The sequence below is a fragment of the Bacillus sp. PPSBB_2 genome, from assembly GCF_045291115.1.
Classification (GTDB): Bacteria; Bacillota; Bacilli; order Bacillales; family Bacillaceae_G; genus Bacillus_A; species Bacillus_A cereus.
In genome coordinates this window covers 5,492,395-5,518,117 of the sequence record NZ_CP147983.1, presented here as the reverse complement: position 1 = coordinate 5,518,117, position 25,723 = coordinate 5,492,395, and the positions used below count along the sequence as shown (strand labels likewise).

Sequence of the window (25,723 nt, the reverse complement as noted above, 5' to 3'; positions counted from 1 at the left end):
TTTATGAAACAATTATGCGGTATTTTCGAAACAACGTTTTTTTATCTTGGAGGTAGGCAGAAATGAAAAGGCTATCATTTCAAATTCTTATGTTTGTCATTTGTATGATTGTTTCTCTTGTTTTGTTTTATGTTATGGAGAAACAAATCTATAATCGAATCAACATTGTAAATGATAAACAAGCCGTTTTACAAAGGGTGAATGAATCTCTTCCAATTGAAGTGAAAGTAAGACATGAAAAGTGGGGAGAAATCGTTGTAACGGATGAAGTTCGTTTGCATACAATTGTTTCATTCTTTGACCGAATTCGAATAGAGCCTGAGGGCGTTAAGAGCCAAGAACAAGTATTTACTGGAGAAGTAACGTACTTGAATGGACATAAGCGTACTTTTGCAGTAGGTGACTTGTTCCAGTATGGGGAAAATGTATACGGAAAGAATGGCATGGATCCGATGATTTCAGCACTTCAAACGTATTTATTAAGCCTGTATTACACACCAGAGCGTATTAGTGATTTTTTTGCTTCAGCAAAGGATGTCGTAGTACGTCAAGGTGATGTGGTACGTACTATCAATCTTACGCACATACTTGATTCTATTCGATACGCAAAGCAAATTACAGATTACGGAGAAATTCAGAAGTTATTACAATCGCAGAATGAACCGATTGCTTATATTACAGCTTATAAAACAGGTAAGCGTGTAAAGAATGATCGTGAAGATATTCTTACGATTTCTGTGTATCCATCGTACTTTGTTGTGCAATATCTCGGTGATAATAACGGAAATGTCATGTATATGAAAAGCTCTCTAGCAGAGTTATTCGTAAAGGAGAATGCGTCATGAGAAAGATAGCCTTTTTCTTCTTTTTGCTAGTAATTGGAGGAGCGATGTCTAGTTGCTCTCGAGATACAACCTCTATTAAATATAGTAAAAATGGTCTCCCTATTTTGGATGATCGTCATATTGTTGCGTATGTGGCGGCTCGTGAGGAAGTTGGTGAAGCGTTACTTTCATCATTTTGTAAGCCGCGCGGATGTACGTATGAATTTATTCGTCTTTCAACAGAAGAACTTCTTCGTAGAGTGGAAGAAGAAGCTGGAAATCCGAAGGCGGATATTATTATTGGCGGTACAGTAGATGCGCATCAAATGATGAAGCAAAAAAATCTTTCTATTCCTGTGATAAGCCAACATGCAAATCGTATTTCAAAAACTGTTAAAGATAAAGATGGTTATTGGTACGGTTATGAAGTGGAGAAGCTGGCAATTGCGATTAATAAAGAGCGGTGGAACGAGGAAATAGCGCCGCTCGGTCTCTCGTATCCGTTAAGATGGAAAGATTTATTGAATCCAGTATATAAGGGAAAGATTGTCATGCCCGATCCAAATGTTTCAGGTACAGCATATACGTTTTTTCAATCACTGATTGATACGTTAGGTGAAGAGGAAGCGAAGGAATATGTGAAGAATCTGGCAGAACAAGTTGGAGAAGTAACAGTGAATGGTTACATTCCAGCAGAACTTGTTGCGAGCGGTGAATATATGATAGGCATCAACTTTATGGGAGATCAGAGAATGCTTCAAAAACAAGGCTTTCCGATTTTAAGTAACGAACCTGAGCAAACAGGGTTATCTGTTAATGCGATTTCTAAACTAAAACGTGCACCGAGTGGTATTATTGCGGATTTATTTATTGATTATTGTTTATCAGAAGAAGCGGGGCATATTTTAGAAAAAGTGTCGTTTGGCGTACCAACGATGTTTGCGAAGAATGAGAAAGAAATAGAAGGACAGCCGGTTAGAAGGACGAACCAAAATATATCAAATAGCGGAATAATCGAGATATGGAATAGACAGCGTCTCTCTCTGAAGTGAGAAAAGGAGACGGAAATATATGTTTAAATGGCTCAAGCCAGCACCTGCAATTGAAAGGTTGCCAGCGGATATGATCGACCGTGTATATCGATTACTACGTATTCGTGTGTTAATCGGGATTTCAGTTGGATATGCTGCTTATTATTTAGTTCGTAGTAACTTTACGTTATCAAGTACGTATTTAGTACAAGAATATGGTTTTAGCACAGCTGAAATTGGTCTACTAGGTTCAGTAATGGCAATTGTTTATGGATTTAGTAAGTTCTTTATGGGGAATTTATCAGATAAAGCTTTCGCCCAGCGCTTTATCGCAGTCGGTTTATTCTTATCAGGGCTTGTAAATATTTGTTTCGGCTTTGCATCATCATTTGGGATGATTGTTACATTACTTGTTGTTAACGGTATTGTACAAGGTATGGGAGCACCACCTTGTAGTATTGTTATGACGAAATGGTTCTCGAAGAAAGAACGTGGTACGAAAACAGGTCTTTGGAATATTTCACATAACGTTGGTGGAATGCTTGTGCCACCACTTGTCGGAATTGGTGTAGGTATTTTCGGTGAAAATCATTGGCAAGGCGGCGTGTTTATTTTCCCTGCGATTATCGCAATGGTAATTGCAGTACTTGTTTGGATCAATGCGAAGGATACACCAGAATCTGAAGGTCTTCCTCCAATTGATGAGTATCGTAATGACTATGAAAATCTTGAAAAAGCAGATAATGCTAACAAGATGTCACCAAAAGAAATTTTAATGAAGTATGTAGTGAAAAATAAATTTGTATGGTTCTTATGTATTGCGAATGCTTTTGTTTATTTAATTCGTTTCGGTGTTATTAACTGGGTTCCACTTTATTTAACGACAGTTAAAGGATTTTCAAAAGCAGAAGCGCATGCGGCATATGCAATCTTTGAAGGTATGGCAATTCCAAGTTCATTAATCGTTGGTTTTTTAAGTGATAAATTATTTAAAGGAAAACGTATGCCATTATGTATTATTAGTATGGTTGGAGTTGTTATTGGTACGTTTATATATTGGCAAGCAACTAGCGTACTTGTTGTAAGTATTGCAGTTTCTATTATCGGTTGTTTAATTTATGTACCACAGTTCTTAATCGGTTTAAGTGCGATGGAATTAGTACCGAAATTTGCAGTAGGTACGACAGTTGGTATGTGTGGTCTATTCGGTTATGTAGGCGGAAGTCTTGTAGCTAACGCAGCAATTGGTGTTATTGTTGATAGTTCTGGCTGGGATGGTTGTTTCATCTTACTATTAACAGGAGCGGTTTTATCAACAATCTTCTTATTTATTGTTCAACGTGGACATGAGAGAAAAGATCCTAAAGTAGCGTAATATTTTGTTTGAAAAGCTATCCAATTGTTATATTGGATAGCTTTTATATTTTTATTTAGAAAAAACAAACAGTATGTAAAATTGGAGTTTAATGTGTAAAAGATTTTTGTTACTTAATATAATTTTTTTAGATTTAATAAACCAATCACGTACATAGTTAGACCGAAAAATCCACCGCCACAGATGAAAATTACAACCTTAAATAAAGAAATAGAGATTTCTTCTGAGCCTACATAGGGAAGGATATAATTCATAAAAACAAACATTTGAAAGCCCCAAAGCAGACCTGCATTTAAGCCAGCTTTTCTTAATTTTTTCTTGTGTTGTAAATATTCTTCTTTTGTTGCACATTCAGTATCACTTAAACCTTTTTTCTTGAATTTAAAGACTAAATAATTAGCGTAAATCATATTAGATAGAAAAATGAATATTGTTCCTATAGATATTGTGTGGTTCATAGTATCAACAAGTAACATAATAAGCATTGCCAACATATTTAGCCACCATAAACCAATTCCAGCTACAGATAATTCTTTATTGATTTCTTGTTTTTGATATTCATCTCTCTCACTCAGTGTTCCAACAAAACTATTATAAACTCTTTCTTTCCATTCAATTTTCATCATTTAATCTCCCTCCCAAAATAGACTGTTTAAATCTGTTTTTAGTGCTTTTGCTAATTCGATACATAAGGCTAAAGAAGGGTTATATTTATTATTTTCAATTAAATTTATTGTCTGTCTCGCCACGTTAACTTTTTTAGCTAACTCTAGCTGCGATAGCCCTTCAGATTTTCGATATTGTTTAACGTTATTCAAATATAACCCTCCCATTTATGGTTGTAGACCTCGTGTACCAAAATGTCATTTATATGTGACATTTTATAATTGAATAAATGAAATGTCAAATATATATGACAAAAATGATAGTAGTACAATTAGGAAAATGATTTTAATAATTTATCTTGGTAAGAAGTTTATTAATAAAAGATGGCTTACATTCATATAAAAACTACTTGAAAATTCAATTTAAATTATCCTTTTTCCTTTCCTTAAATCTATCTTAAAAGATATAATGTCATATTTCTAATCATTGGAATTTTTGTTACAATATAAATGGATGTGTAAAACTTTGTAAAAATAATGTAATAATATGTAATATATTTTCAGAAAGTTTTATACAATTTTATATTAAACTATTAAGTTGTAAAAAGGAGAGAGACTATGTTACCAAATACGGTTCGTACTCCAAACAAGAAGAAGAAATGGATTATTATTGGGGTTATTGCACTAATTGTTATTGTAGCGGCAATTAATATTTTTGTTATGCAAGGTAAGAAGAAGGGTGCATCAACAAATGCTGATGCTGTAAGTTTTGAGAAAGTGACAGAGCGTAAGCTGAATAATACGAAGTTAATTTCTGGTCAGGTGAAGCCTGGTAATATTGAAAGCTTCTATGCAGATCCGGCCAAAGGGAAAGTGAAAGATATTGAGGTAAAAGAAGGGCAAGAGGTAGAGAAAGGCACGAAGTTATTCTCTTATGATAATGAAGAGATTAACCTTCAAATGAAGCAAGCTGAGCTTGATCAGAAGATGGCGGATATGCGTTATGATCAAGGGAAAAAGAAGATTGATTCGTTGAAGAAAGAAATTAAGAAGGCGAAAGATAGCGGAGCTGGGAAAGAAGTAACAGATCCGATGGACGAGCAAGTAAACGAGTTAGAGATAGGACAAAAAACAATTGACCTTGAGAAAGAAAAAGGAAAGTTGCAGAAAGAAGAGTTAAGTAAGAAGCAGAAAGAACTTACGATTTATAGCAATTTTGCTGGTGTTGTTCAAAAGTTAGATAAAGATGCGGCACAAAGTTCATCTCAAGCGTTAGGTGGTCAAGGAAAAGCGTTTTTACAAGTAGCTTCTAAAGATCCATTCCAAGTTCAAGGTACGTTAACTGAGCTTCAAAAGTCACAAATCCAAAAGGATCAAACATTCACTGTAACTGCAAAAGCAAATAATAAGAAGAAGTGGACAGGTAAGATTACAGAGGTAAGCGAATTCCCAACAAGTGCAGAGATGGCGCAAGCTGGCGGCATGGGTGAAGCAACTCAAAATATGTCTCAGTATACATATAAAGCTAGCCTTGATAGTCAAGATGGTTTATCTCCAGGTTATCACGTTTCTCTGCAAGTAAACTTAGAGAATAAGACGATGATTGCTGTTCCAAGTAAAAGCATTGTAGAAAAAGGCGATGATGCATTTGTTTATGTTGAGGAAAAAGGAAAGCTTCGTAAACAAAATGTGAAAAAAGGTTCTACTGATGGAGACTGGACAGAGATTACTGAAGGCGTAACAGTGGGGCAAAAGGTGGTTAAAAATCCTTCCGACGATGTGTATGACGGAATGGAAGTGAAAGAGAAATGATTACGTTAAACCATATTGCTAAAACGTATTATCAAGGAAAGTTGGCAGTGCCGATTTTGCATGGTATTAGTTTAACAATTCAGAGCGGTGAGTTCGTTTCGATTATGGGACCGTCTGGTTCTGGTAAATCAACGCTTATGAATATTATCGGTTGTTTAGATCGTCCAACAGAAGGCGAATATATGCTGAACGATGTGAATATCTTAACAGCAGACGAGTCAAAGCTTGCTTTAATTCGTAATGAATATATTGGCTTTGTATTCCAGCACTTTAATTTGCTTCCGCGTCTTTCGGCAGTGGAAAATGTTGAGCTTCCGCTCGTATATGGTGGCGTGAAGAAAGCGGAGCGTCGCAAGCGTGCTTTGGAGGCACTAGGTAAAGTTGGATTGGCAGATCGCGTGCATCATTTACCAAATGAGTTATCCGGTGGACAGAAGCAGCGTGTAGCGATTGCAAGAGCGATTGCGAATAATCCAACGTTCATTATGGCCGATGAACCGACTGGTGCACTTGATACGAAGTCTGGTGAGCAAGTTATGGATATTTTCACGAAGCTTAATGCAGAAGGTACGACGATTGTTATGGTTACGCATGAAGAGGAAGTAGCAGCTTATTCTTCCCGCCGCATTGTACTGCGAGACGGGAAAGTTACAGAAGATAGAAGGTGTGCGGTATGAGTTTACTAGATAGTATAAAAATTGCCCTTTCTTCTATTTTAGCTCATAAACTGCGTTCAGCTCTTACGATGCTCGGTATTATTATCGGGGTAGGTTCGATTATTACTGTCGTTGCAATTGGGCAAGGCGGAGAAGCGATGCTGAAGTCGAAAATCGCTGGTTCTGGTAATAATCTTATGCCAATTCAATTTAAACCGGATATTAATGATGAGTTCAGTATGGGTGGGCATCAAGTACCGAAATTAACAGAAGAAGATATTATGGAAGTAAAGCAAGTTAAAGATGTTTCTCATGTTATTACGACGAATAATACGATGGAAACAATGGATATTAATGATAAAAAATCAATGATTAATGTTATTGGACTTGATAGTGAATATTTTGAAGTAAATAAAGTGAAAGTGGTTAAAGGTCGTTCATTAAATGAATCTGATATTTCACAAGGAAATAACGTTGTTATGATTAGTACGAAATCAGAAGAGACGTTATTTAAAGATGAAAATCCAGTAGGGAAAATTATTGAAATGAAAGGACAACCGATGCAAATTATTGGTGTCTATAAATCAGATAATGAATTTATGGGGTTCGAGGCTGAGGAAATGTTAATTCCTCTTACTTTATGGCCTGTTTTATACGGAACGGATGAAATTCAAAGTATCGCCATTCAATCTAAAAACGTAGATAATTTAGAAACGGCAGGGAAAAAAGCTGTTGATGTATTAAATAGTCGTAAACCAAGCGATATTCCAGGTAAATATGAATTGGTGAATTTAAAAGAATTCCAAGAAGGTGTTTCTAAAGTTACTAACATTATGACGATGATCATCGGTGGTATCGCTGGTATTTCATTAGTCGTTGGTGGAATTGGTGTTATGAACATTATGCTCGTATCTGTAACGGAGCGTACGCGCGAAATTGGGGTACGTAAAGCGCTTGGAGCAACGCGTAGTAAAATTTTATTACAGTTTTTAATTGAAGCCGTTATGTTAACACTTCTAGGTGGTTTGATCGGAATTGGCCTTGGGTATGGCGGAGCATATATCGTTTCTACATTCGCAAAATGGCCACCACTCGTTTCATGGGAAGTTGTCGTTGGAGGCGTACTGTTCTCGATGACACTCGGTATTATTTTCGGATTAATTCCAGCAAATAAAGCTGCGAAATTAGATCCAATTGAAGCATTACGTTATGAGTAATTAATAGTGTAGTAGAACTACACATTACCGTTCTAGTGGGCGGTTCGTAGCCTCTATATGAGGAAGTGAACCGCCCGTTAGAACGGGTTATATAAATAGAAGGAGGCGTTATAATGGAAGCTAATATTAATACGCAAGATGTAGGTGCGAAGAAGCCATCATTATTAGGAATGATTACTTCTCCAGGTGAGCAATTTGAGAGAATGAAGACGAAAAGTCCAGTATGGGGGGCATTTTTCCTTTTCATTATATTAACAGCTGTAATTGCAGGGATTAGCATGTATCAAGTAATGAATCATCCTGATGTAATGAGTGAGGTGCCTGATGCTGAAACGGCTAAAGTTGTTGGCTACTTCGGAATAGGAGCAGGTATTGTTGGAGGGCTATTTGGTACTGCGATTTGGTTCTTCATTGCGGCAGCTATTTATAAAGTGATTATGATGTTTATGAGTAATGATACTTCATACATGAAATTATTATCTATTTATGTCTACACATATACGATTTCAATTTTAGGTGCAATTGTGAACTTTATTATTAGAATGATTCTTGGTGGAGATATTGAAACTTCTTATACAAGTTTAGCAACTTTATTTGAGCCAGGTACAGTTGCTCATGGTGCTGCTTCATCATTCGAAGTTTTCAATATTTGGACATTAGTTGTAATGGGATTAGGATTACATATTACGGCTGGATTAAGTAAAAAACAAGCAACGATTTTAATTGTTATTTTCTTTATTCTTTCAGTTGGATTTACTAGTTTAAGTGGTCTAGCTCCAAAATTTGGTGCATAATTTATTCTTTTAGAAAAAGGTGACTCTTCAAGGGAGTCACCTTTTTTATTTTTACCCCTATTTCAAATACCACCAACAAAATTTCAAATACTATCTAGTGTAATTTCAAATTCTGTCGGTAGTATTTGAAATTACTCACAGTGAAATCTTTTCTTTATTTTTATATTGTGAAGGTACCGCGGAATACTAGAAAGGTATACCTTTTAGAAACGGGTACTGTGTGAAGCCAGCGACTTTTAAAGAGGCAGTTGTTTTGTATGAAGGGATGATTGTAAATCAAATAAAGAAATTAGGTATTCGTAAAGATTATGAAGAGTATTATCAATGTGGTTTAATTGGTCTTTGGCATGCGTATGAAAGATTTGATGCAAAGAAGGGGTATTTCCCTGCATATGCAGTTGTAACGGTGCGTGGTTATATATTAGAGAGATTGAAGAAAGAGTTCGCAGTGCAGGAGAGATGTGTATGTGTAGGTGAGTATGAGGATATCTTTCATTTTGAGGATGTTGAAATAAGAGTGAAGGATTTTATGAGCGTGTTAGATGAGAAGGAGAAGTATATTATTTTTGAACGTTTTTTTGTAGGGAAGACGATGGGAGAAATCGCTTTAGAGACGGAAATGACATATTATCAAGTAAGATGGATGTATCGGCAAGCACTTGAGAAAATGCGAGATAGTGTAAGAGGATAAATATTAATATAAGAATGGAAGGCAAGAGATGTTGCTTTCCATTCTATTTGTTAGTTTAATGTAGTAAATGTAACAAGGGGTTTTTAAATTGTAGTGAATCTTGCATGTTCATACGAGATAGTATGTATCCAGCTTTTAATAATTGTTGCTGCAATTTATGAGGACTGATAGATATTGTTGTTGTAGTGCCATTTGAAAAATGTATTTTAGCCTTTTTAATCTTTTGGCAAAAGTCTATATCGTGTATGTGGTTATAAAATAGCCATATACAGTTTGGAGATGAAGGAGATTCTGTTGGAAAAGTACAAATGTATTCCCGATGATTAATTGGAATTGGAACGTTTTGTTTGAATCTAAAATTTGTTTGGACTGCATTACGCCTGCCTTGATAAGTAGAGTGAATATGGGTTAAGCAAGATTTTTTGATGAGTTGTAATGCGGTTTGGCAGGAACGAAGATCATTTCCGCTACTGTCGATAAGTTTTGTACGATAATAAGGGTGATTGTATGGAACAAGCATCATAGTAGAACTAGAAATAATAATGTTATTTTCATCATTCATGATTTTAAGTCCTCCCTTATGAAATTTATATTTCGAATATAATTATATATGGAATAAGTAAACTCGGTGTTAATATTTTGTTTTGTATTGTAAATTTTGTCTATTCGTTTACAATCAATAGGTGATAGTCTTTCTAATTTGCATCGCTTGTACATATATATGAAAATAGAAAAGAGTAGGCGGTGATATAGTATGAAGAAAAAGTATATTATTATGGCTTTAGTTGTCGTTCTCCTAGTATATTTAGCAAACAGTAATCCGAGTAAGGGCGAATATACAGAATGGGCAGCGAAGCAGTTTATGAAGCGTAATGATGTGAGTAAGAAGCTAGATGAAGTTCAAAAAGAGAATGAAGAGGGTCTCCTTGGCGACTTGGCATCGGCCGGTAAAAAGTTAGCGAAAAAGTATGTTGAGCCACAAGTTGGGTTATTAATTGATCATTATACGAAGCGAAATGATTATATATTCTTCTCAACATATACGACTGAGTTTGATATAGGTGAAGAACATTATAAGTACGTATGCGTCGGTTTCTCAAAGATTTTTATTCCGATTGAAATGCCGAAGAAAAAAGACGAATCTGCAAAATGATGCAGATTCGTCTTTTTTATTTTATAAAGTAATTTGAACTTCAGATACATTTTTTTCTATAAGGCGAGCTCCCTTTTTTCTTGTATTTTCATCAATGGATGAAAATACAGATGAGGCAAGGATTGTATCCATTACTTGATTTACGACTTGTGCATCGATTGGTGTGATGGGCGTATCGATAGAAAAAACGACTGTTTTTCCATCTTCTTTCGCGAAAATCAACTCTAGTACTTGCATGTGTTATTCCCTCCTTTGTGTTTATCCCGCTATTTACGGGATTTGGGTCTGCCGGTTAAATTGCGGGCTAATAATCAGCGGGGATGAATAAAATCCCCACTGATCCAAGTTTTACTTTATAGTTTAGAAAGATCTGATGTGCTTACAAGTTGTACAGCGTGAAGTGGTGATGCTTGTAAGGAAGCTAGAGCATGAGCTACGTTGTGTACTTGATCTAAGCTCGCATTTGTTTTAACACGTTTAAATTGTTTGCTCTTGAAAACTGTTTTGCCGTTCTTATCTAATCCGTTGTTTAAGACAAGACGTAAAGTTAAATCCATTACGATTGTTTCAATTGCCATGTGTATCACCTCCTTTCACTTTATAAATAGGGCATGAATGTCATGTTTTGGCGTGAAATTTTTTCTTTTTTTTGGTACCCTTAAAAGATTAAGAGAGGAGAATTATGGATAATGAATCGTAAATGGTTATTTTGGATTCCTGTATTACTATGGATGGGGCTGATTTTCTATTCTTCGGCACAACCATATAAAAAGCAGGATATGCGTTCAGATATTGAACAATATGTAAATGTTGAATTTGTGAAAGAGCATTTTTCATGGGTATCTATCGATTATGGTGGAGGAACCCCTGTTAGTATTGCGAATAAAGGTGTAGGCGGATTTATTGAGTTTTTCCTTCGTAAAGGTGCTCATTTTATGGTGTTCTTTATGCTAGGTTCATTGATTTATTACGCTTTTCATCGATCAGGTTATTCGAGGAAAAGATGTTTTATATATGCCCTTCTTTTCGTTGCGGGTTATGCAACATTTGATGAGATTCACCAATGGTATACGGGGGATCGTACACCAATGTGGCAAGATTCATTGCTTGATACGTGCGGCGGGTTAACGGGGATTATAATAAGTAATTGGTTTTGGAATAGAAAAAAGCGCTAATCTCATTTCGAGATTAGCGCTTTTTTTTTGCGGGGAGTAAAACCCCCACTGATTAAAGTTTCACTTTATACACCAAGTAATTCTTTTAGTTCGTCTGTTGATAGTTCAGTCATCCAGCTATCGCTTGTGATGACCGCATTGTTTAGAGATTGTTTTCTTTCTAGCATTTCATCAATTTTTTCTTCTAATGTTCCTGTTGTAATGAGTTTGTGAACATGAACAAATCGTTTTTGACCAATGCGATATGCACGGTCTGTTGCTTGATTTTCCACAGCTGGGTTCCACCAACGATCGTAGTGAATGACATGGTTGGCAGCGGTTAAGTTTAATCCTGTTCCGCCAGCTTTTAAAGATAAGATGAAAATGTCATACGTTCCGTTTTGGAACTCCTCAATCATCTTGTCGCGATCTTTTTTCGGCACACTACCGTTTAAGAAGAGGACACGCTGGCCGAATTTTTCTTCTAGCACACGTTTTAGCATGTTCCCCATGCCGATATATTGAGTGAAGATGAGGCAACTTTCATTTTGATCTTTTATATTTTCGATGAGCTCCATTAACGTTTTTGTTTTCATAGAGCGTTCAACGACATTTTGTGGCTCTTCTTCTTTTAAATAAAGAGCTGGATGATTACAAATTTGTTTTAGCTTGTTCAGCATAAGTAATATAAAGCCGCGTCTTTCAATTCCACTTAATCCTTCGACATTTTGCAGTGTATCTTGAACAAGTTGTTCATATAAGGAAGCTTGTTCACCAGTAAGAGGACAGTAAGCTTTTTGTTCTTGTTTATCTGGTAAATTTAATGCGACTGTTTGATCTTTCTTCGTTCGGCGCAGTAAAAATGGTGAGATAAACCGTTGAACTTGCTGAATTTTTCCTTCATCACGATCTTTTTCAATCGGTGTGACGAAGCGACGTTGGAATTGCCCTAAGCTTCCGAGATATCCATGATTAATAAAGTCGAAAATGGACCAAAGTTCAGCGAGGCGATTTTCCATCGGCGTACCAGTTAAAGCGATTTTGTGATTTGCTTGTAAGTTTCGTACTGCTTTTGACTGTTTCGTATGTGGGTTCTTAATATTTTGTGCTTCATCCAAAATAACAGCATCCCAGCATAATGAAGTTAGTTCTTCCTCATCGAGCTGAGCCAATGCATAAGATGTTAATACAACATCTGCCGATTGAAGGAAATCTTCAAATGAATTGCCTTTATCTCTATTACTTCCGTAATGTAATTGAACACGTAAATTCGGTGCGAAACGCTCAAATTCTTTTTGCCAATTTCCAAGAACAGATGTCGGCGCTACGATTAATGCAGGGCCTGTTTTGAGATTGTTTTCTTTTATATATAGTAAGTAAGAGATTGTTTGAATACTTTTCCCGAGTCCCATATCGTCAGCTAGCAATGCTCCAAATCCAAGCTTTCGTAAATATAATAGCCATTCAATGCCGTGTTGTTGATACGGACGAAGTGTTGCGTTTAGTGAAGTAGGGACATCTACTTTTGGAATATCTCCAATATGAAGTAGCTTTTGGAATAGTTCCTCATAATATCCATCTAGTTCGATTTCAATATCAGTAAACGGACTATCATCTTCTACAATTTCTGTTTCAGCCGTATTTGATAAGTGTTGTTGCAAAACATCTTTCATCTCTAGTCCGTATTTATCGGCACGGTTCATGAGTTTCCTTACTTCTTCGATAAAGGCTGGATCTAGTCGCATCCATTGACCGTTTATATTAAATAGACGTTTGTTTTGTTCAACGAGTTCAAAAAACTCGCTTTCTGATAAATCAATGCCGTTCGTCGAAATTCGCCAGTCAAAATTAACGAGCGTATTCATACCGAAGAACGATTGTGTTTGTACTGTATTTTGCTTCAGCTGGACACGTAATTTCGGTTTTGTTGCTTTTAAATTTTGCCACCATGATGGTAGTAAAATTGTAATGCCGGCTGCAAGTAATTCATTGCTTGCTTCTGTTAAGAAGTTCCAAGCTTCTGTTTCAAAGAGCTCATTTCGGAACGTATCTCCTTCTTTTAACCACGGTATGAGCTTACTAAAACCTTCTTGTGTTTCTGTAATCCGTTCTTCGTAATCGTGCCATCTTTTCGGTAAGGAATCGATGTTTTCATATACATATATGCGATGCGCCCCGCGCTTTGGTGTCACGATTGTTTCAAGTTTCCACATTTCAAATTCTTCTTGTGGTTCTTGCAGTCTTAGTCCGATTGTAAACGGAAGATCATCTTCAATATAACCAATTTTTCGAAGCCAATCTTCTTCATGTAGTGCTGTTTCCAATTGTCTTTTCGTAAAGTCGTAATGTTCATATAGTCTTTTAGCATCTTCCCAGCCGTCATTTGAGCGATTGTCTTGTAATATGCTTTCATTAACTGCTGCTGAGAAAAGAGATGCTAATGTGTCATCTTCAATTGGCGTATTTTGAACTTTCCAAGATGGTTGTTTGGGCCAGTGCTCCATATCTGGTACGAAGCTACCACTCGTAAAGGCATCCCATAATTCATTTGCATCTTTTGTAAGTGCTGTAATAGGGCCGTTCAGTTGAATATGTGCAAAGGAATTCATTGGTTTGTTTGCAATGTATTCAAAGGCTTGTGCATTTGTTAGTAGCACACCTTGTTTTCCTTCGAAGGTTGCTTCTTTTAGAAACGTACCGTAGAAAGAAGTGGAGTGCCATGTGAATGCATTTCGTTTCCAACTTGTTACGGATAATGGAGTACCGCTGTCATCTTCTCCCCAAAGGAACCAACCTTGACTAACATGCTGGAGCCTAATTGTTACTTCAGTTTGATTGATCATCGATTAATTTTCCTTTCCGTAATTCCTCTTGTAGTGCACGCAGACGTGAATGGAGATTGGCGATGTGAATAATGAAAGCATCCCATTCATCGGTGCGTTTTAATCGTTTATATAATGTACGTAATTTCTTTAAGTAACGAACTGCGCGTCTATATGATTTACGATTTCGTTCTTCAATTGCTTCTACAGCAGCAAGATGATAAAGAGGAAGTGCTGCTTCTGGTGCTTCTTTCTCAATATCTTTCAGTGGTTCTTTTAACAGTTCAATTGCTTCAAACCCATATAAGAGATGAAGCTCTGCCCATGTGTGATACTGTTTTTTCGCGAGTACGTACTGTTCATAGTTTGTGAAACTATACGGTAATAGTTCTTGTAAAATCATTTCAAAACCAGCTTGTTCATTTGTATGTGTTGCGTATGTTTCATACATGATTACAAATAGCCGAACGATATCTTTTATAAAAATCGTATTTTCGTGATCTTGGAGCGTTTTCTTTACTTGTTTATACGTAAAGGAAAGCCAGTTTTTTGCACGATCCCACTGCATGGCACTTAATAGTTCTTCTAACCAATAGAAGTATAGACTCACAACAGAAGCAGGATGTTTTTTTAGTAAGTCCATCGCTAGTAGATCTTCTTCATTTAAAAAGAGAAGGTGAGAAGACGCTAATGCTTTAGATAGTGGATTGATTTTCGTATCGATTCGTTTTTCTTCCTCTTGTATTTTCTCTTTATTGTTTAAAAGTTCACTCCATATGTGGCGATAAATGAAAAATCGCTCTTGTGTATAAGCGTCGGTAGAGAAGAATACTTCATGAACAAGACGAGCTGTTTCTTGCAAAATTATTTCAGACTCTGAAGGAATCGCTTCTGATTGTAAGTCCCGAACGATGGATTCCACTTTGTCTACAAATAGGCGAACGACATTAACAGGTTGGTGATAAGAATACGTTTTGTTTGCTTCGAATGCCTGGATTTCTTCTAATAATTTTTGAAAGCAGTAAAGTGCTGCATGTAACCTGAATAATTCATGTATGGCGATGACGCGCGGAGCTTTCCGCTCAAGCTTCGTATAGAAATCTGTAAAGATACTCATAAGAAAATACATTTGTTTATAAGTAAGGCGAGCTTGTTCTTTTTTAAATGATTCATATTCTTTTTCAAAATATGATTCCCAACTTTTATAATCCGTTTCTTCAAAAGCTGATGATTGCAATACTTGTCTTGCAGTTCGAATAGGAGGAAGGGAAGGTTTCGTATTATTTTTAAATAAAGTTAATACATCTCCTACTTGCCCGAAACTAGACGCTGCAGATAGTAATACAGCGAGCATATGCTCACATTGTGTTGGTGCGAAGCAATCACAATAACTTTCAGCGACATTACGAATCGGAATATGAACGCTATATACGTTGCCTTCCGCATCTACAGTTCCTGATAGTGTATAACCATCAAAGTCAACGTTGTAGACAACACCACTACGATATAGGTGCCGAGCTGTAGCGACATGTTCCTGATCAGCTGTTTGCTGTGGATCTAGTCCTTGAACGAACTCATTCGCAATCATCATAATTTCATCTTTCGTAATTGAGTGTTGCAGCATAATATTCCTCCGTACACATATTTCTTTCCTTTACCATTATAAACAAAAAATGCTCAAAACAGAAAAAATGAAATTTGGATTACATAACTTGAAAATCATGGTAATATATAAAATGTTAATTTCATATATGAATATATATGTATAGGAGGAGAAATGATTTGTCAGATTTACAGACGAAGTTAGGTAGTGGAATGAATAAGTTACAAGAAGGAATAGAACAAGGGAAAATGAAGTTGCAAGTTGCACAAGAAATTGCTCAATTGAAAAAGGGAATGCAAGTGCAAATGCAGAAAAAAGCAGAGGTTCTATTAGAGGTTGGACAGCAAGTGTATGTTCAATTAAGAGGAAGTGGAGTAAATGAAGCGAGCTTAAAAGAAATGATTGCTCCAGTTCAAGAATTTGATGTAGCTATTTATCAAGCAAGAAAGCGCATTGTTGAATTGCAAAAACAACAAGGTGAAAAAGCTACATGTGAATGTGGTGGACCTTTATCAATAAATGATAAGTTTTGTGGTTCGTGTGGAAAGCCTAACCCGATGTTAGCAGTAGAAAATGAAGGTGAAACGGTAAATTGTATTTCATGTAATGAGCATATCGATAAAAACTCTACTTACTGTCCAGTTTGTGGAATTAAGCAAAGTGGGGAGTGAATTAAATGTATTGTCGCACATGTGGAAAACAACATGGTGAAGAAGTAAATTATTGCCCAAATGAAGGTAGTATGGAGATTGCAGGAGCTATAGATGCAGTAACATTAGAAAAAGATACTGCAAAATACTGCAGAGGTTGTGGCAGTGAAAATGCTCAAAAAAATTTATATTGTCAAAAGTGTGGGTATTCTTTATCTGTTGTGAAGAAAAAAGAACAAACTGTAAAATTGCCTACAATGGATGGTGCTCCTAAAGTTGAATTTAAAGCAGATAAAGCCGTTTTACAAAAAGGTTTTATTGGTGGGGCTGTTGCAAGTATTCTCATGTTAATTGCTGGTTGGATTGGTAGTTTATTATTTGCCTCTATGTTAAGTGAGATGTTTAGCAAATTTGCGAAAGAATTAGAAATGTTGCCAAGTTTTTATTCGAGTGCAACTTCTACGATGTTAAGTTACCATTTACTTGGTTTTACAGCTAACGATGATAGTGGATTGATATTTTCTTTATCTTGGCATACTCCATTTACATTATTACTAATCATTCCATTTATTATTTTCGCTGGTACAGGAATTTGGTTAGGGAAACAGCATGTTGCGAAAACGATTAAAGATCAAATCTTTATGGCAGCAACAGTTGGTATTATTTATGGAGTCTTTTTATTCATTATAAGTTTTATAGCATCACAATCTTTTGCAATCCCATTCTCAGAAGCAGGTAAGATTACGGTTGGCTATTCAGCGATGAAGAGTTTATTGAGTGGTTTTGTATGTGGGACATTATTTACCTTATTAGGATTTATTGCTTATACAAGCAAAAACAATATGGCAGCAGCATTTCAAGAGTTAATGCCATATGGAGCGTCTGTTTATTACGGTGCTTCGGCTATGATAAAAGGATTTTTAGTAACAGCAGTAGCGGTTTGTATTATGGCGTTAGTAAGTAAGGAGGACGGTATTGAACCATTAAAAGAAATAACAACTTTAAAATCTGAAAGTACATTATTAGCATTAGAGTTAACACCTCAATTATGGAGTATGGCTCATTTTGCGCCGTTAGAAGTATCAAGTCCAGCACTTAGTAAGGAATTTACTAGAATTGGTAAGAAATCAAATGCATATGAGAGCACACTATCGTTTTCATTTATATCAGGCGTCTCTGTAAATGGCGTAGAGCTTAGAGAGATATTGATTTCAAAAGGAGCAAATGAGGGAAGCCTTGCAGAATTTGATAAAGTGAATAACGTATTCCATTACGGTTTATTACTGCTTATTATTCCATTGTTCTTTATGTTTAGAGCGGGAAGAAAGTTAGCTAAATTACCGACTGCCAATATATATATTACATTAGCGGTATGCAGTGGTTCTTACACAATTATGATGATTGTAATGAATATGATTTCTAAGTTCCAAATTAATGTTTCAGGAACTGTAACAAGTTTATTTGGAACAAGCGGAACAGTACTATCTATGCAAAATTCATTTACATATTTAATTTTGTTTAGTTTTATTGTGACATATGTAGCGGCATTTGCTGGAATGAAATTAGTTAAAAAATAGGAGGAGAGCACGTTGAAGTTTTGTGGAACATGTAAAAAGAATGTTGCAGACCATTTGAACTTTTGTCCTGAGTGTGGGAGTAAAGTAGAAGTAATCGTTGATAACACTGCTGCTTCATATACAGAATTACAAAGCGAGACAAAACCAGTGAAAAGTAAGAAAAATTTATTTTTAATCATTGGTTTTGCCATTATTGCTGCATTATTATTTGGGGCATATAAATTTGGAGCATATAAGTTTTCAAAAGAAAAGCAAGTAAATGTAATGATTGAAGCATTCCAAAAGAAAGATATTGATGCAATTGATTCAAGCTTAAAGATTAAGACAGAGGATCTTAAAGCGTACATGCGTTATTTAAAAGAGAATCCTTCTTACAACAAACAATTACTGTCTTATTTACAGAAAGAGACAGTAGATCAAAAGTTAACAAAAGATAAATCTTCATTAAGGACGGGGAAATAGTAGAAGAGGGAAAAGAGTGGTTCTTATATCCAAAGTATAAGTTCAGCATGAAATCTTATTATATGAGCGTTAGTACAACTGCAAAAAATGCAGAAATATATGTGAATGACAAAAAAGAAGCAGAGCTTTCTAGTGATAAAACTTCGAAAGAGTTGGGGCCATACTTCCCAGGTACATATGTTGTAAAGGCAACGGCGAAGACAGAACTTACTGAATTAGAAACAGAGAAAGAAGTAGATTTAGCGGATGAACAGAGCGAGAAGGTGAAAGTGGATTTATCGCTTGAAGGCAAGTATGTAAGCATTTCTTCTGATGAAAGTGATGCAACTGTATTTGTGAATGGGAAAAAACGTGGAAAATTAAATTATGGAAGTTATAAACTTGGTCCTGTACCAACAGATGAAACAGTAGAAGTGCATTTAGAGAAAACTACTGATCTTGGTGTGATGAAATCTGAAAGTGTTAAAATTGGAGACCAAAGCACATATTACTTAAAATTCCCGAAAGAAACATCAAGTTCAGCAGTGGGCGAATTTGTAAGAAATCATATTTATGATAACGTACGTGCAATTTCATTAAATGATTTTAGTTTAATTGAAAATAATTATGATAAGAGCGGGAAATCGTATAAGGAAGACCGTGATTATATACAGTATTTACACAAAAAAGGAATTACAGAAGACTTATTAACGATGGAAGTTCGTAATGTAGAGCGTCAAAGTGCTACGAAATATAAAGTAACGACATATGAAGAGTACCATATTCGTTACGGTGATGGATCTGTGAAGTTCAAAAGTTTTAATAACGAACATATTATAACTGTGAATGGAAATGGAAAGATGTTGTATCATTCTCTTGGTGCAAATAATACGTTGAAATCAGAAGATGTATCTGGTCCAACTCGTTAATATGAGAGAAGCTGTTCAATATTTGAACAGCTTCTTTTTTGTAGCTAAATCGATATTTCGTGTCGAACCGTTGATATATCGTAAGTTATGATAGATATAATCGAAAAATCGTTGATATATTGCGATTTATGATAGATATAATTGAAAAATCGTTGATATATTTTTTTACAATTATGAGTGTGTTTCCTTTAGTATCGCTTGTACATATGGATCATGTAATATTTGCTCTATAATTGGTAACATGTTTTGTTCAAATGGAATGTCGATAGGAAATGGCTTTTGAGAGCCTGGTTTTATTCCATATTGCACAATTTTGTAATGTGTATTGTTTTCAGACTTGAGCACAATTAACTTATAGCGGTTATCATCGCCAGCGAGTGAAAAATCAATAGAAGTAGCGTTATATGTCACTTCATCTTTATATATGTACGGTTTTGGCGTACCAATCCAGTCTACTTTTGCTTGTACATTCATGGGCGTAGCCTCCTTATATGTATTATAAATAAATAAATAAATAAATAAAAGCCAGCTCTCAATAAAGAGAACCGGCTTGTAATTTAGCAGTCATTGGTTATTTTAAAATTTTCACTTTAACAGTTTTGCGTCCCCATTTTTGAGCAGCGCTATCTGATCCAAGTAAGATATCAATACGGTTACCTTTAATTGCACCACCAGTATCTCCAGCGATAGCTTCTCCGTAACCTTCTACCCATACTTTAGATCCTAATGGGATTACTTTCGGGTCAACAGCGATCATTTTCATATTTGGATTCGCAGTTAAATCATGACCCATTGCAGTTAATACACGGCCGCCATATGTGCCACCGTTTTCGCTCGGGTGAGCTGTATATGCTGTAGCTACAACTGTTAACTCACGACCACCAGAAGGTGTGTTAGTTTCAGCAGCTTTTACAGCAGGCTTAGCAGCTGGTTTTGCTTGTGCTGCAGGTGCTTGAGCCTTAGCTGGTGCTTCAGCTTTAGCAGGAGCTGTTGTTTCTTGTTTCTCAATTACAGGTGCTGTACCTGTTAAGAAAGGAACATGAACATAAGCTGTTTTCCCGTTATATTCAAATTGTAACCACTCATTTTGTACTTGGTTCGTTGTTTCGATTACATCGTCTTTCTTCAACTTTCCAAGAACCTCTGAGTTTGTGTTCGCTTCAGCACGTACGTTTAATACGTTAGCTGTTACGTAGTAGATGCTTTTTGTGAACTCTGCACTTACGAATGCGTCTTTACCGTCTAAAGTAATTTTTGACCATCCGTTCTCTGTATTTTGAACATCTATTTTATTACCGTTTAGTAATTTACCGACAACTTTTGATTCAGTAGTAGGGTTTTCGCGTACGTTTAGTACGTCTGTTGTTACAACAGTTTCTGCATTAGCAGATGATGTGAAAATCCCAAGACCAAAAACTGCTGCTGTTGCTATACCAATTAATTTTTTCATGATAGCCTCCATTGCGTTTGTTTTCGTGTCCTCATTATAGCAACAGATTTTTTCGGATTTGGGGAAAACACACAATTACAAACCATTCGTAATAAGTCGTTAACATCCTGTAATATAACAAAAAATATAGGAAAGCGTTTTTCATTCTATATGACTCATAGGTTTCTAGTTATATTCAAAATATTTAATACAACATGTTTTTTTCGACGTAAATAAAAATATTACAGGAATGTTACATGATGTTTACTAAACGATTACATTCCTTGAGTATTTTACCGTTTTATGGGTAATATAGTTATATAAACATAAACATTTTGTTTGTGAAGCTATAAACACGTGCTATATACTAGCAAAAAAACCGCATAATTGTTACAAAACGAAAGGGTTGTAAGGAAGAACTTTGCCCTTTTTTACATATGTAACACATCCTTTTTTAGGAAAATACATTCCTATCCGCGTTTTTCTCACACAATTTGACAGCAGTATTTCTAACTTGTAGCTCTTGCAGAGTGAAAAGGTTATACGAAAGGTAAGGCTGTCCATAAGAATTCGAATTGGTGAAGGTGAAAGTAAGAAAATCACCGCAAAATTATAGTTTTCTATCCGATTTTACATATCGGAATTTATGTTATTTACAAAAGCGAAACCTACGAAGGGGGATTTGATGAGGAAACTGACAAAAACATTCATCGTTTCATTAACATTATGTATTGCATTTACAATTTGGGGGATTATTCCCGAATCTATTATTGGAAAAGGTAGCTTAGGAAATGTAACAACCGCAATTCAAACTGCATTAGTTAGTAAGTTCGGGTGGTTTTATATTATTTCCGTGTCTATTATTTTAGGTGTGTCTATCTTTTTAATTGTTTCGAAATACGGTTCTATTCGTTTAGGTAAAGATGATGATGAACCTGATTATAGTTATATGACATGGTTTGCTATGTTATTTAGTGCTGGTATGGGTATTGGCTTAGTTTTCTGGGGCGTTGCCGAACCATTAAACCATTTATACGCACCTCCGTTTGGAGATAGTGCAACTGAGGAAAGTGCGCGCCTTGCACTGCGTTTTTCGTTTTTCCATTGGGGATTACATCCTTGGGGACTATATGCGTTTGTAGCGTTATGTATTGCTTACTTTACTTTTAGAAAAGGAAAAGCAAGTACGATTAGTGCGACAGTAGGTCCGTTATTTAAGGGCGGGGAACACGGGCGTATTGCTCATTCATTTGATGTGTTAGCTGTTTTCGCAACTGTATTTGGTGTTGCAACGTCATTAGGTCTTGGTGCGAAACAAATTGCAGGTGGTGTTAGTTATTTAACATCTATCCCGAACTCATTAACGACTCAGTTAGTTATTATTGCAATCGTAACAGTATTATTTATGTTATCTGCGCAAACAGGTCTTGATAAAGGAATTAAATATTTAAGTAATACGAATATTATTTTTGCATTTGCACTTATGATCATTGTATTATTTGCAGGTCCAACAAACTTTATTATGAATTACTTCACTTCAACAATCGGTTCTTATATTCAGGAATTGCCAAGTATGAGTTTCCGTTTAAGTCCATTAGACGAAGGTGGGAATCAATGGATTCAGTCATGGACAATTTTCTATTGGGCATGGTGGATTGCGTGGTCACCGTTCGTAGGTACGTTTATTGCTCGTGTTTCACGAGGTCGTACAATTCGTGAGTTTGTTATCGGTGTGTTACTTGTGCCGACCGTAATTGGTGCACTTTGGTTCTCTGTGTTCGGCGGTACTGGTATTCATATGGAGCTGTTTGGTGATGCACATATCTTCGACAAAGTGAAAGAAATGGGAACAGAAGTAGGATTATTCGCTATGTTCGATCAGATGGGCAGCTTTGGATCAGCTTTATCAGTTTTAGGTATTTTACTTATTGCAACATTCTTTATTACATCTGCAGACTCTGCAACATTCGTTTTAGGGATGTTAACGACACATGGTAGTTTAAACCCACCAAATCGTATTAAAATGATTTGGGGTATCGTTCTAGCCGCGATAGCTTCTACGCTATTATATATTGGCGGATTAGAAGCCTTACAAACGGCAGCTATCATTGCAGCATTCCCGTTCGTCTTTGTTATTTTCTTTATGATGGCAGCATTATTTAAAGAGTTACAAAAAGAAGGACGTATGAAGCGTCATTAATAATAGAAGGAAAAGAGCTGATTTCATATCAGCTCTTTTTTATTTCTCTATTTGCCTGTAAAAGTACGATTGGTGATGGCTAATGAAAGTTTCACTTTATATAGAAGGAATTTGAAATGCGGGTAGGGGAAATAAAATACTTTACCATATAAGTAGTATGCCTTTTATACGAAGAAAAAACGATAGGTTTCGACAATATTCGATACCTTACGAATTCTATTCGTATTTTTGTCAAAAATATGTCGGAAATGTGTTGTCACGTTTATATATATGTGCTATATTATTTCCTGTAAGCGATTTCAAATAGTTTTAAAGCGCATTCAAGGGGGACATCTAGAATAATGAAACGTTACGAAAGAAAGTGGAAGCATATTTGTTTGAAACGTGTGGCACATCGTAGTGTCCAAGAAAGCACGGAACCTAAGACTGAAACGCGCAAAGAACAGCAAGAGAAGCAATTGGTTCTACAAAAATAGCAATCACTTTTTCGTATATAAATGAAGGTCGATCGTTCGTTGGGGGATGGACGTGAAATTACTTTCAGCTAAGGGGTATTGTCTGATATATAATTTATACGGCAATAAATAAGCACAGAGCATACGGCGCTCTGTGCTTATTGTTATTATTTATCTTTTTTGAATCGAACTGTTTTATCCCAGCCAATGACTTGTTTCTTACTCTTTGCACGTAAGTATAGGATTAAGCTACGAATAAATAAGTACGTAAAGAGCTGTGCGTACGTAAAGTACATAATAACGCTAATAAAAATATTAGTCGGTGTAAAGGTTCGTTCGACACTCTGGGCACTAAATAATTGAGAAACATATGTAATATATGCGACATACCACATAAATAGTAGCGGGATGCTATATTGAATTTGGAATATCCCGAGTAGCCCAATTACAAACCAAACGTTTGAAATGATTAGGAATAGCCAAAATACAACATACACTAGAACTTGTTGTAAGGAATGAACAAGCAGCTTTCCTTTAAAGAAACTTAATGACGAGAACATTTTTTCTAAAATGTATAAATTCCCTTGGAGCCAACGTGTACGTTGTTTAATAAGAATTTTTAAATGCTCTGGTTCTTGTTCCCAAGTAACTGATTCTGGGACGATTGGTAAGAGATAACCTTTTTGTGTAATTCTTAATGTTAATTCAGCATCTTCTGCAATTGCATAAGGGTCATAGCCACCAAGCTCTTCTAGTGCGGAGCGACGAAGAAGCATATTTGTTCCTGTCAGTGAGCCTGTTTGGAATAGTAACCAGCGTCCAGATTGCATAAGGAGCTGGAAGATTTGAAATTCCAGTGAAATCATTCGCGTCAGCCAGTTTCGCTTTTCGTTTACTGTACGAACATGTCCAACAGCTCCAACAGCATCTTCAGTTGTTTCAGCGTGCTCTACAAGCATTCGCAGTGCGTGTGGTTCAGGTTGGTTATCTGCATCGTACACACAGAAGTATTCACCATCTGAAATACTAAGCCCATAGTTTAGTACACGTGATTTACCCTTCGGTTCACCGGGGGGAACACGAATATGACGAATATGAGCATAAGCTTTGTCGAAATCATCGCCGATTTCAGGTGTTTCATCTTGAGAGTTATCATTTAATAAATAAATAGTTAGCTTTCCAGGATATTCAATCTTCGCCATCGCCTCTAAAGTATCTTTAATAACGACGCCTTCATTATGGGCAGGTATGAAAATATCGACGCTCGGATAATGTTCTAGCGTACGATCTTTTCGTTTGCTATTTCGATGAATTAAGCCCGCAATTGTTAAGAAAGAGTAGTAAACGAGTAAACCAGAGAATAGAAAGGCCGTAAAAATAAGTACATATTTAATTGAAAATGTGATACTAATCCAAAAAACGAGTACGCAAAACAGAAGGAATAAAAGAAGTATAACGAGAGTCATCATAACAGTGTCTGTCCTTTGTTTCCAATGTGCTCGCGTGAAATTTTTATATCTCGGATTGCTTCAGCAGCAAGCCATTGCTCCATTTTTGGCTTTAGGCGGTTCATTACAATGTCAGCACCAGCTTCATTTGTGTTTTGTAATAAAATAACTAGCGTATTATTATCATATTCAGCAGCAAGGTCAAAATCATTCCTTACCGTTTCAACTAATAAGGAAGCTACACGGTCCATAACACTTTCCTTCGTATATTTACTAAAGGGAGTGAAATCAAAGTAAATGATAACGCCTGTTTCATTACGACGATTCATTGCAGTTGTTAATAATGCTTGGCGTCTCTCGAATTCTTGTCTTGTTAGTAATTTTGATTCTCCAATATATTGTTCTAACGTTCTCACACGCTCAGTTAAAGTTTTATTTTCATGAATCACTTTTTTCAATAGGTGAGTTGTTATGTATACAATGAAGAAGTTAGCTGCCATCAGGAAGTGGATAATCATATATTGCCATTGATCTGATGTACTCCATAAATGAAGCCATGCTTGATAGAACAAATAAAATACGGAAATAATGGTTCCTAGTATGAAGAAAACAAATGCTGTTTTGTCAGCTAAAAATAAGAATAGCACATTTACGATTACGTATATTATTGTAAAAATAAGAGCATGCTCATATTTCGTCACATGTACAGTAGTAAAATAAAATACAATTTGTAAAATCCACATAGAGAGGATTTTATAGAACTTATCTTTCACAAAACTTTCCTCCTTAAAGCTATTTCATCAATAGATACTTGTAGTATGCGCAATTATTAAGAAATTGACCATGTCGTTACATTC

General features: G+C 35.8%; 24 protein-coding genes and 1 pseudogene. 14 read left to right on the top strand and 11 right to left on the bottom strand.

Features of this window, described 5'->3' with window-relative positions; genetic code table 11:
• The first annotated feature begins 62 nt into the window (after positions 1–62).
• Genes V6946_RS28145 through V6946_RS28135 form a run of 3 tightly spaced genes read left to right on the top strand, consistent with a single transcriptional unit; the run spans position 63 to position 3,230 of the window.
• Positions 63–845 (top strand): DUF3919 family protein, encoded by a 783-nt coding sequence (locus V6946_RS28145; RefSeq protein WP_006925814.1) that lies wholly within the window; start codon positions 63–65, stop codon positions 843–845.
• Positions 842–1,876 carry an ABC transporter substrate-binding protein gene (locus V6946_RS28140; protein WP_001225641.1) on the top strand — a complete coding sequence of 345 codons (1,035 nt, stop codon included), beginning with the start codon at positions 842–844 and terminating at the stop codon, positions 1,874–1,876. Before V6946_RS28145 ends, V6946_RS28140 begins: the two co-directional genes overlap by 4 nt.
• A gap of 19 nt (positions 1,877–1,895) precedes the next feature.
• Positions 1,896–3,230, top strand: coding sequence for an MFS transporter (locus V6946_RS28135; protein ID WP_000477602.1), 1,335 nt, complete (start codon positions 1,896–1,898; stop codon positions 3,228–3,230).
• A gap of 113 nt (positions 3,231–3,343) precedes the next feature.
• Here the strand turns inward: V6946_RS28135 and V6946_RS28130 are convergent, their stop codons facing one another.
• Positions 3,344–3,856, bottom strand: a complete 513-nt coding sequence (locus V6946_RS28130) for a DUF3278 domain-containing protein (RefSeq protein ID WP_006925815.1) — start codon at positions 3,854–3,856, stop codon at positions 3,344–3,346.
• On the bottom strand, positions 3,857–4,048 hold the full coding sequence (locus V6946_RS28125) for a helix-turn-helix transcriptional regulator (protein WP_001067016.1): 192 nt from the start codon (positions 4,046–4,048) through the stop codon (positions 3,857–3,859). It lies immediately after the preceding gene.
• A 405-nt stretch (positions 4,049–4,453) separates the two neighbouring features.
• Here V6946_RS28125 and V6946_RS28120 point away from each other — a divergent pair, with 405 nt between their 5' ends.
• The 5 genes from V6946_RS28120 (at position 4,454) to V6946_RS28100 (ending at position 9,005) form a co-directional block, all read left to right on the top strand.
• On the top strand, positions 4,454–5,647 hold the full coding sequence (locus V6946_RS28120; protein ID WP_000937319.1) for an efflux RND transporter periplasmic adaptor subunit: 1,194 nt from the start codon (positions 4,454–4,456) through the stop codon (positions 5,645–5,647).
• Positions 5,644–6,324: an ABC transporter ATP-binding protein gene (locus tag V6946_RS28115; RefSeq protein WP_000631603.1), complete on the top strand. Its 681-nt coding sequence runs from the start codon at positions 5,644–5,646 to the stop codon at positions 6,322–6,324. The genes V6946_RS28120 and V6946_RS28115 overlap by 4 nt, the downstream gene beginning before the upstream one ends.
• Positions 6,321–7,520, top strand: a complete 1,200-nt coding sequence (locus tag V6946_RS28110; protein WP_006925817.1) for an ABC transporter permease — start codon at positions 6,321–6,323, stop codon at positions 7,518–7,520. Before V6946_RS28115 ends, V6946_RS28110 begins: the two co-directional genes overlap by 4 nt.
• Positions 7,521–7,633: 113 nt before the next feature.
• Positions 7,634–8,314, top strand: coding sequence for a Yip1 family protein (locus tag V6946_RS28105; protein ID WP_000387922.1), 681 nt, complete (start codon positions 7,634–7,636; stop codon positions 8,312–8,314).
• Positions 8,315–8,534: 220 nt separating this feature from the next.
• Positions 8,535–9,005: a sigma-70 family RNA polymerase sigma factor gene (locus V6946_RS28100; RefSeq protein ID WP_002026588.1), complete on the top strand. Its 471-nt coding sequence runs from the start codon at positions 8,535–8,537 to the stop codon at positions 9,003–9,005.
• A gap of 55 nt (positions 9,006–9,060) precedes the next feature.
• Here the strand turns inward: V6946_RS28100 and V6946_RS28095 are convergent, their stop codons facing one another.
• Positions 9,061–9,567: a competence protein ComK gene (locus tag V6946_RS28095; protein WP_000997459.1), complete on the bottom strand. Its 507-nt coding sequence runs from the start codon at positions 9,565–9,567 to the stop codon at positions 9,061–9,063.
• Between the two features lie 192 nt (positions 9,568–9,759).
• Between V6946_RS28095 and V6946_RS28090 the strand changes: the two genes are divergently transcribed.
• Positions 9,760–10,158 carry a DUF4359 domain-containing protein gene (locus V6946_RS28090; RefSeq protein WP_000731405.1) on the top strand — a complete coding sequence of 133 codons (399 nt, stop codon included), beginning with the start codon at positions 9,760–9,762 and terminating at the stop codon, positions 10,156–10,158.
• 21 nt (positions 10,159–10,179) lie between these two features.
• On the opposite strand, the gene V6946_RS28085 is transcribed toward V6946_RS28090, so the two are convergent.
• Both V6946_RS28085 and V6946_RS28080 read right to left on the bottom strand, forming a co-directional pair.
• A complete protein-coding gene (locus V6946_RS28085; protein ID WP_001197591.1) occupies positions 10,180–10,395 on the bottom strand; it encodes a DUF2922 domain-containing protein in 216 nt (71 codons plus the stop codon).
• A gap of 116 nt (positions 10,396–10,511) precedes the next feature.
• Positions 10,512–10,736: a DUF1659 domain-containing protein gene (locus V6946_RS28080; protein ID WP_000963861.1), complete on the bottom strand. Its 225-nt coding sequence runs from the start codon at positions 10,734–10,736 to the stop codon at positions 10,512–10,514.
• A gap of 111 nt (positions 10,737–10,847) precedes the next feature.
• Between V6946_RS28080 and V6946_RS28075 the strand changes: the two genes are divergently transcribed.
• Positions 10,848–11,333 carry a VanZ family protein gene (locus tag V6946_RS28075; RefSeq protein WP_001080709.1) on the top strand — a complete coding sequence of 162 codons (486 nt, stop codon included), beginning with the start codon at positions 10,848–10,850 and terminating at the stop codon, positions 11,331–11,333.
• A gap of 65 nt (positions 11,334–11,398) precedes the next feature.
• On the opposite strand, the gene V6946_RS28070 is transcribed toward V6946_RS28075, so the two are convergent.
• Positions 11,399–14,155, bottom strand: a complete 2,757-nt coding sequence (locus tag V6946_RS28070; protein WP_000610119.1) for a DEAD/DEAH box helicase — start codon at positions 14,153–14,155, stop codon at positions 11,399–11,401.
• The gene (locus V6946_RS28065) at positions 14,139–15,758 is read right to left on the bottom strand and encodes an SWIM zinc finger domain-containing protein (protein ID WP_006925820.1); all 1,620 of its coding nucleotides are present in this window, start codon (positions 15,756–15,758) and stop codon (positions 14,139–14,141) included. Before V6946_RS28065 ends, V6946_RS28070 begins: the two co-directional genes overlap by 17 nt.
• A gap of 158 nt (positions 15,759–15,916) precedes the next feature.
• Between V6946_RS28065 and V6946_RS28060 the strand changes: the two genes are divergently transcribed.
• The 3 genes and pseudogenes from V6946_RS28060 (at position 15,917) to V6946_RS28050 (ending at position 19,334) form a co-directional block, all read left to right on the top strand.
• Positions 15,917–16,408 (top strand): zinc ribbon domain-containing protein, encoded by a 492-nt coding sequence (locus V6946_RS28060; protein WP_001281753.1) that lies wholly within the window; start codon positions 15,917–15,919, stop codon positions 16,406–16,408.
• Positions 16,409–16,413: 5 nt separating this feature from the next.
• The gene (locus tag V6946_RS28055; RefSeq protein ID WP_366982054.1) at positions 16,414–17,964 is read left to right on the top strand and encodes a zinc ribbon domain-containing protein; all 1,551 of its coding nucleotides are present in this window, start codon (positions 16,414–16,416) and stop codon (positions 17,962–17,964) included.
• A 12-nt stretch (positions 17,965–17,976) separates the two neighbouring features.
• A pseudogene (locus V6946_RS28050) lies at positions 17,977–19,334 on the top strand (zinc ribbon domain-containing protein).
• A 171-nt stretch (positions 19,335–19,505) separates the two neighbouring features.
• Here V6946_RS28050 and V6946_RS28045 read toward each other — a convergent pair.
• Together V6946_RS28045 and V6946_RS28040 are read right to left on the bottom strand one after the other, a co-directional pair.
• Positions 19,506–19,808 carry a DUF3910 family protein gene (locus V6946_RS28045; protein ID WP_001102539.1) on the bottom strand — a complete coding sequence of 101 codons (303 nt, stop codon included), beginning with the start codon at positions 19,806–19,808 and terminating at the stop codon, positions 19,506–19,508.
• A 97-nt stretch (positions 19,809–19,905) separates the two neighbouring features.
• Positions 19,906–20,784 (bottom strand): cell wall-binding protein EntA, encoded by an 879-nt coding sequence (locus V6946_RS28040; protein ID WP_000733331.1) that lies wholly within the window; start codon positions 20,782–20,784, stop codon positions 19,906–19,908.
• A 664-nt stretch (positions 20,785–21,448) separates the two neighbouring features.
• Between V6946_RS28040 and opuD the strand changes: the two genes are divergently transcribed.
• A complete protein-coding gene (opuD, locus tag V6946_RS28035; RefSeq protein ID WP_001229103.1) occupies positions 21,449–22,963 on the top strand; it encodes a glycine betaine transporter OpuD in 1,515 nt (504 codons plus the stop codon).
• 622 nt (positions 22,964–23,585) lie between these two features.
• On the opposite strand, the gene V6946_RS28030 is transcribed toward opuD, so the two are convergent.
• Together V6946_RS28030 and V6946_RS28025 are read right to left on the bottom strand one after the other, a co-directional pair.
• Positions 23,586–24,887, bottom strand: a complete 1,302-nt coding sequence (locus tag V6946_RS28030; protein ID WP_000988751.1) for a glycosyltransferase — start codon at positions 24,885–24,887, stop codon at positions 23,586–23,588.
• Entirely contained in the window at positions 24,884–25,639 is a 756-nt protein-coding gene (locus tag V6946_RS28025; protein ID WP_000653217.1) for a diguanylate cyclase, read from the bottom strand. The genes V6946_RS28030 and V6946_RS28025 overlap by 4 nt, the downstream gene beginning before the upstream one ends.
• Positions 25,640–25,723: the final 84 nt, after the last annotated feature.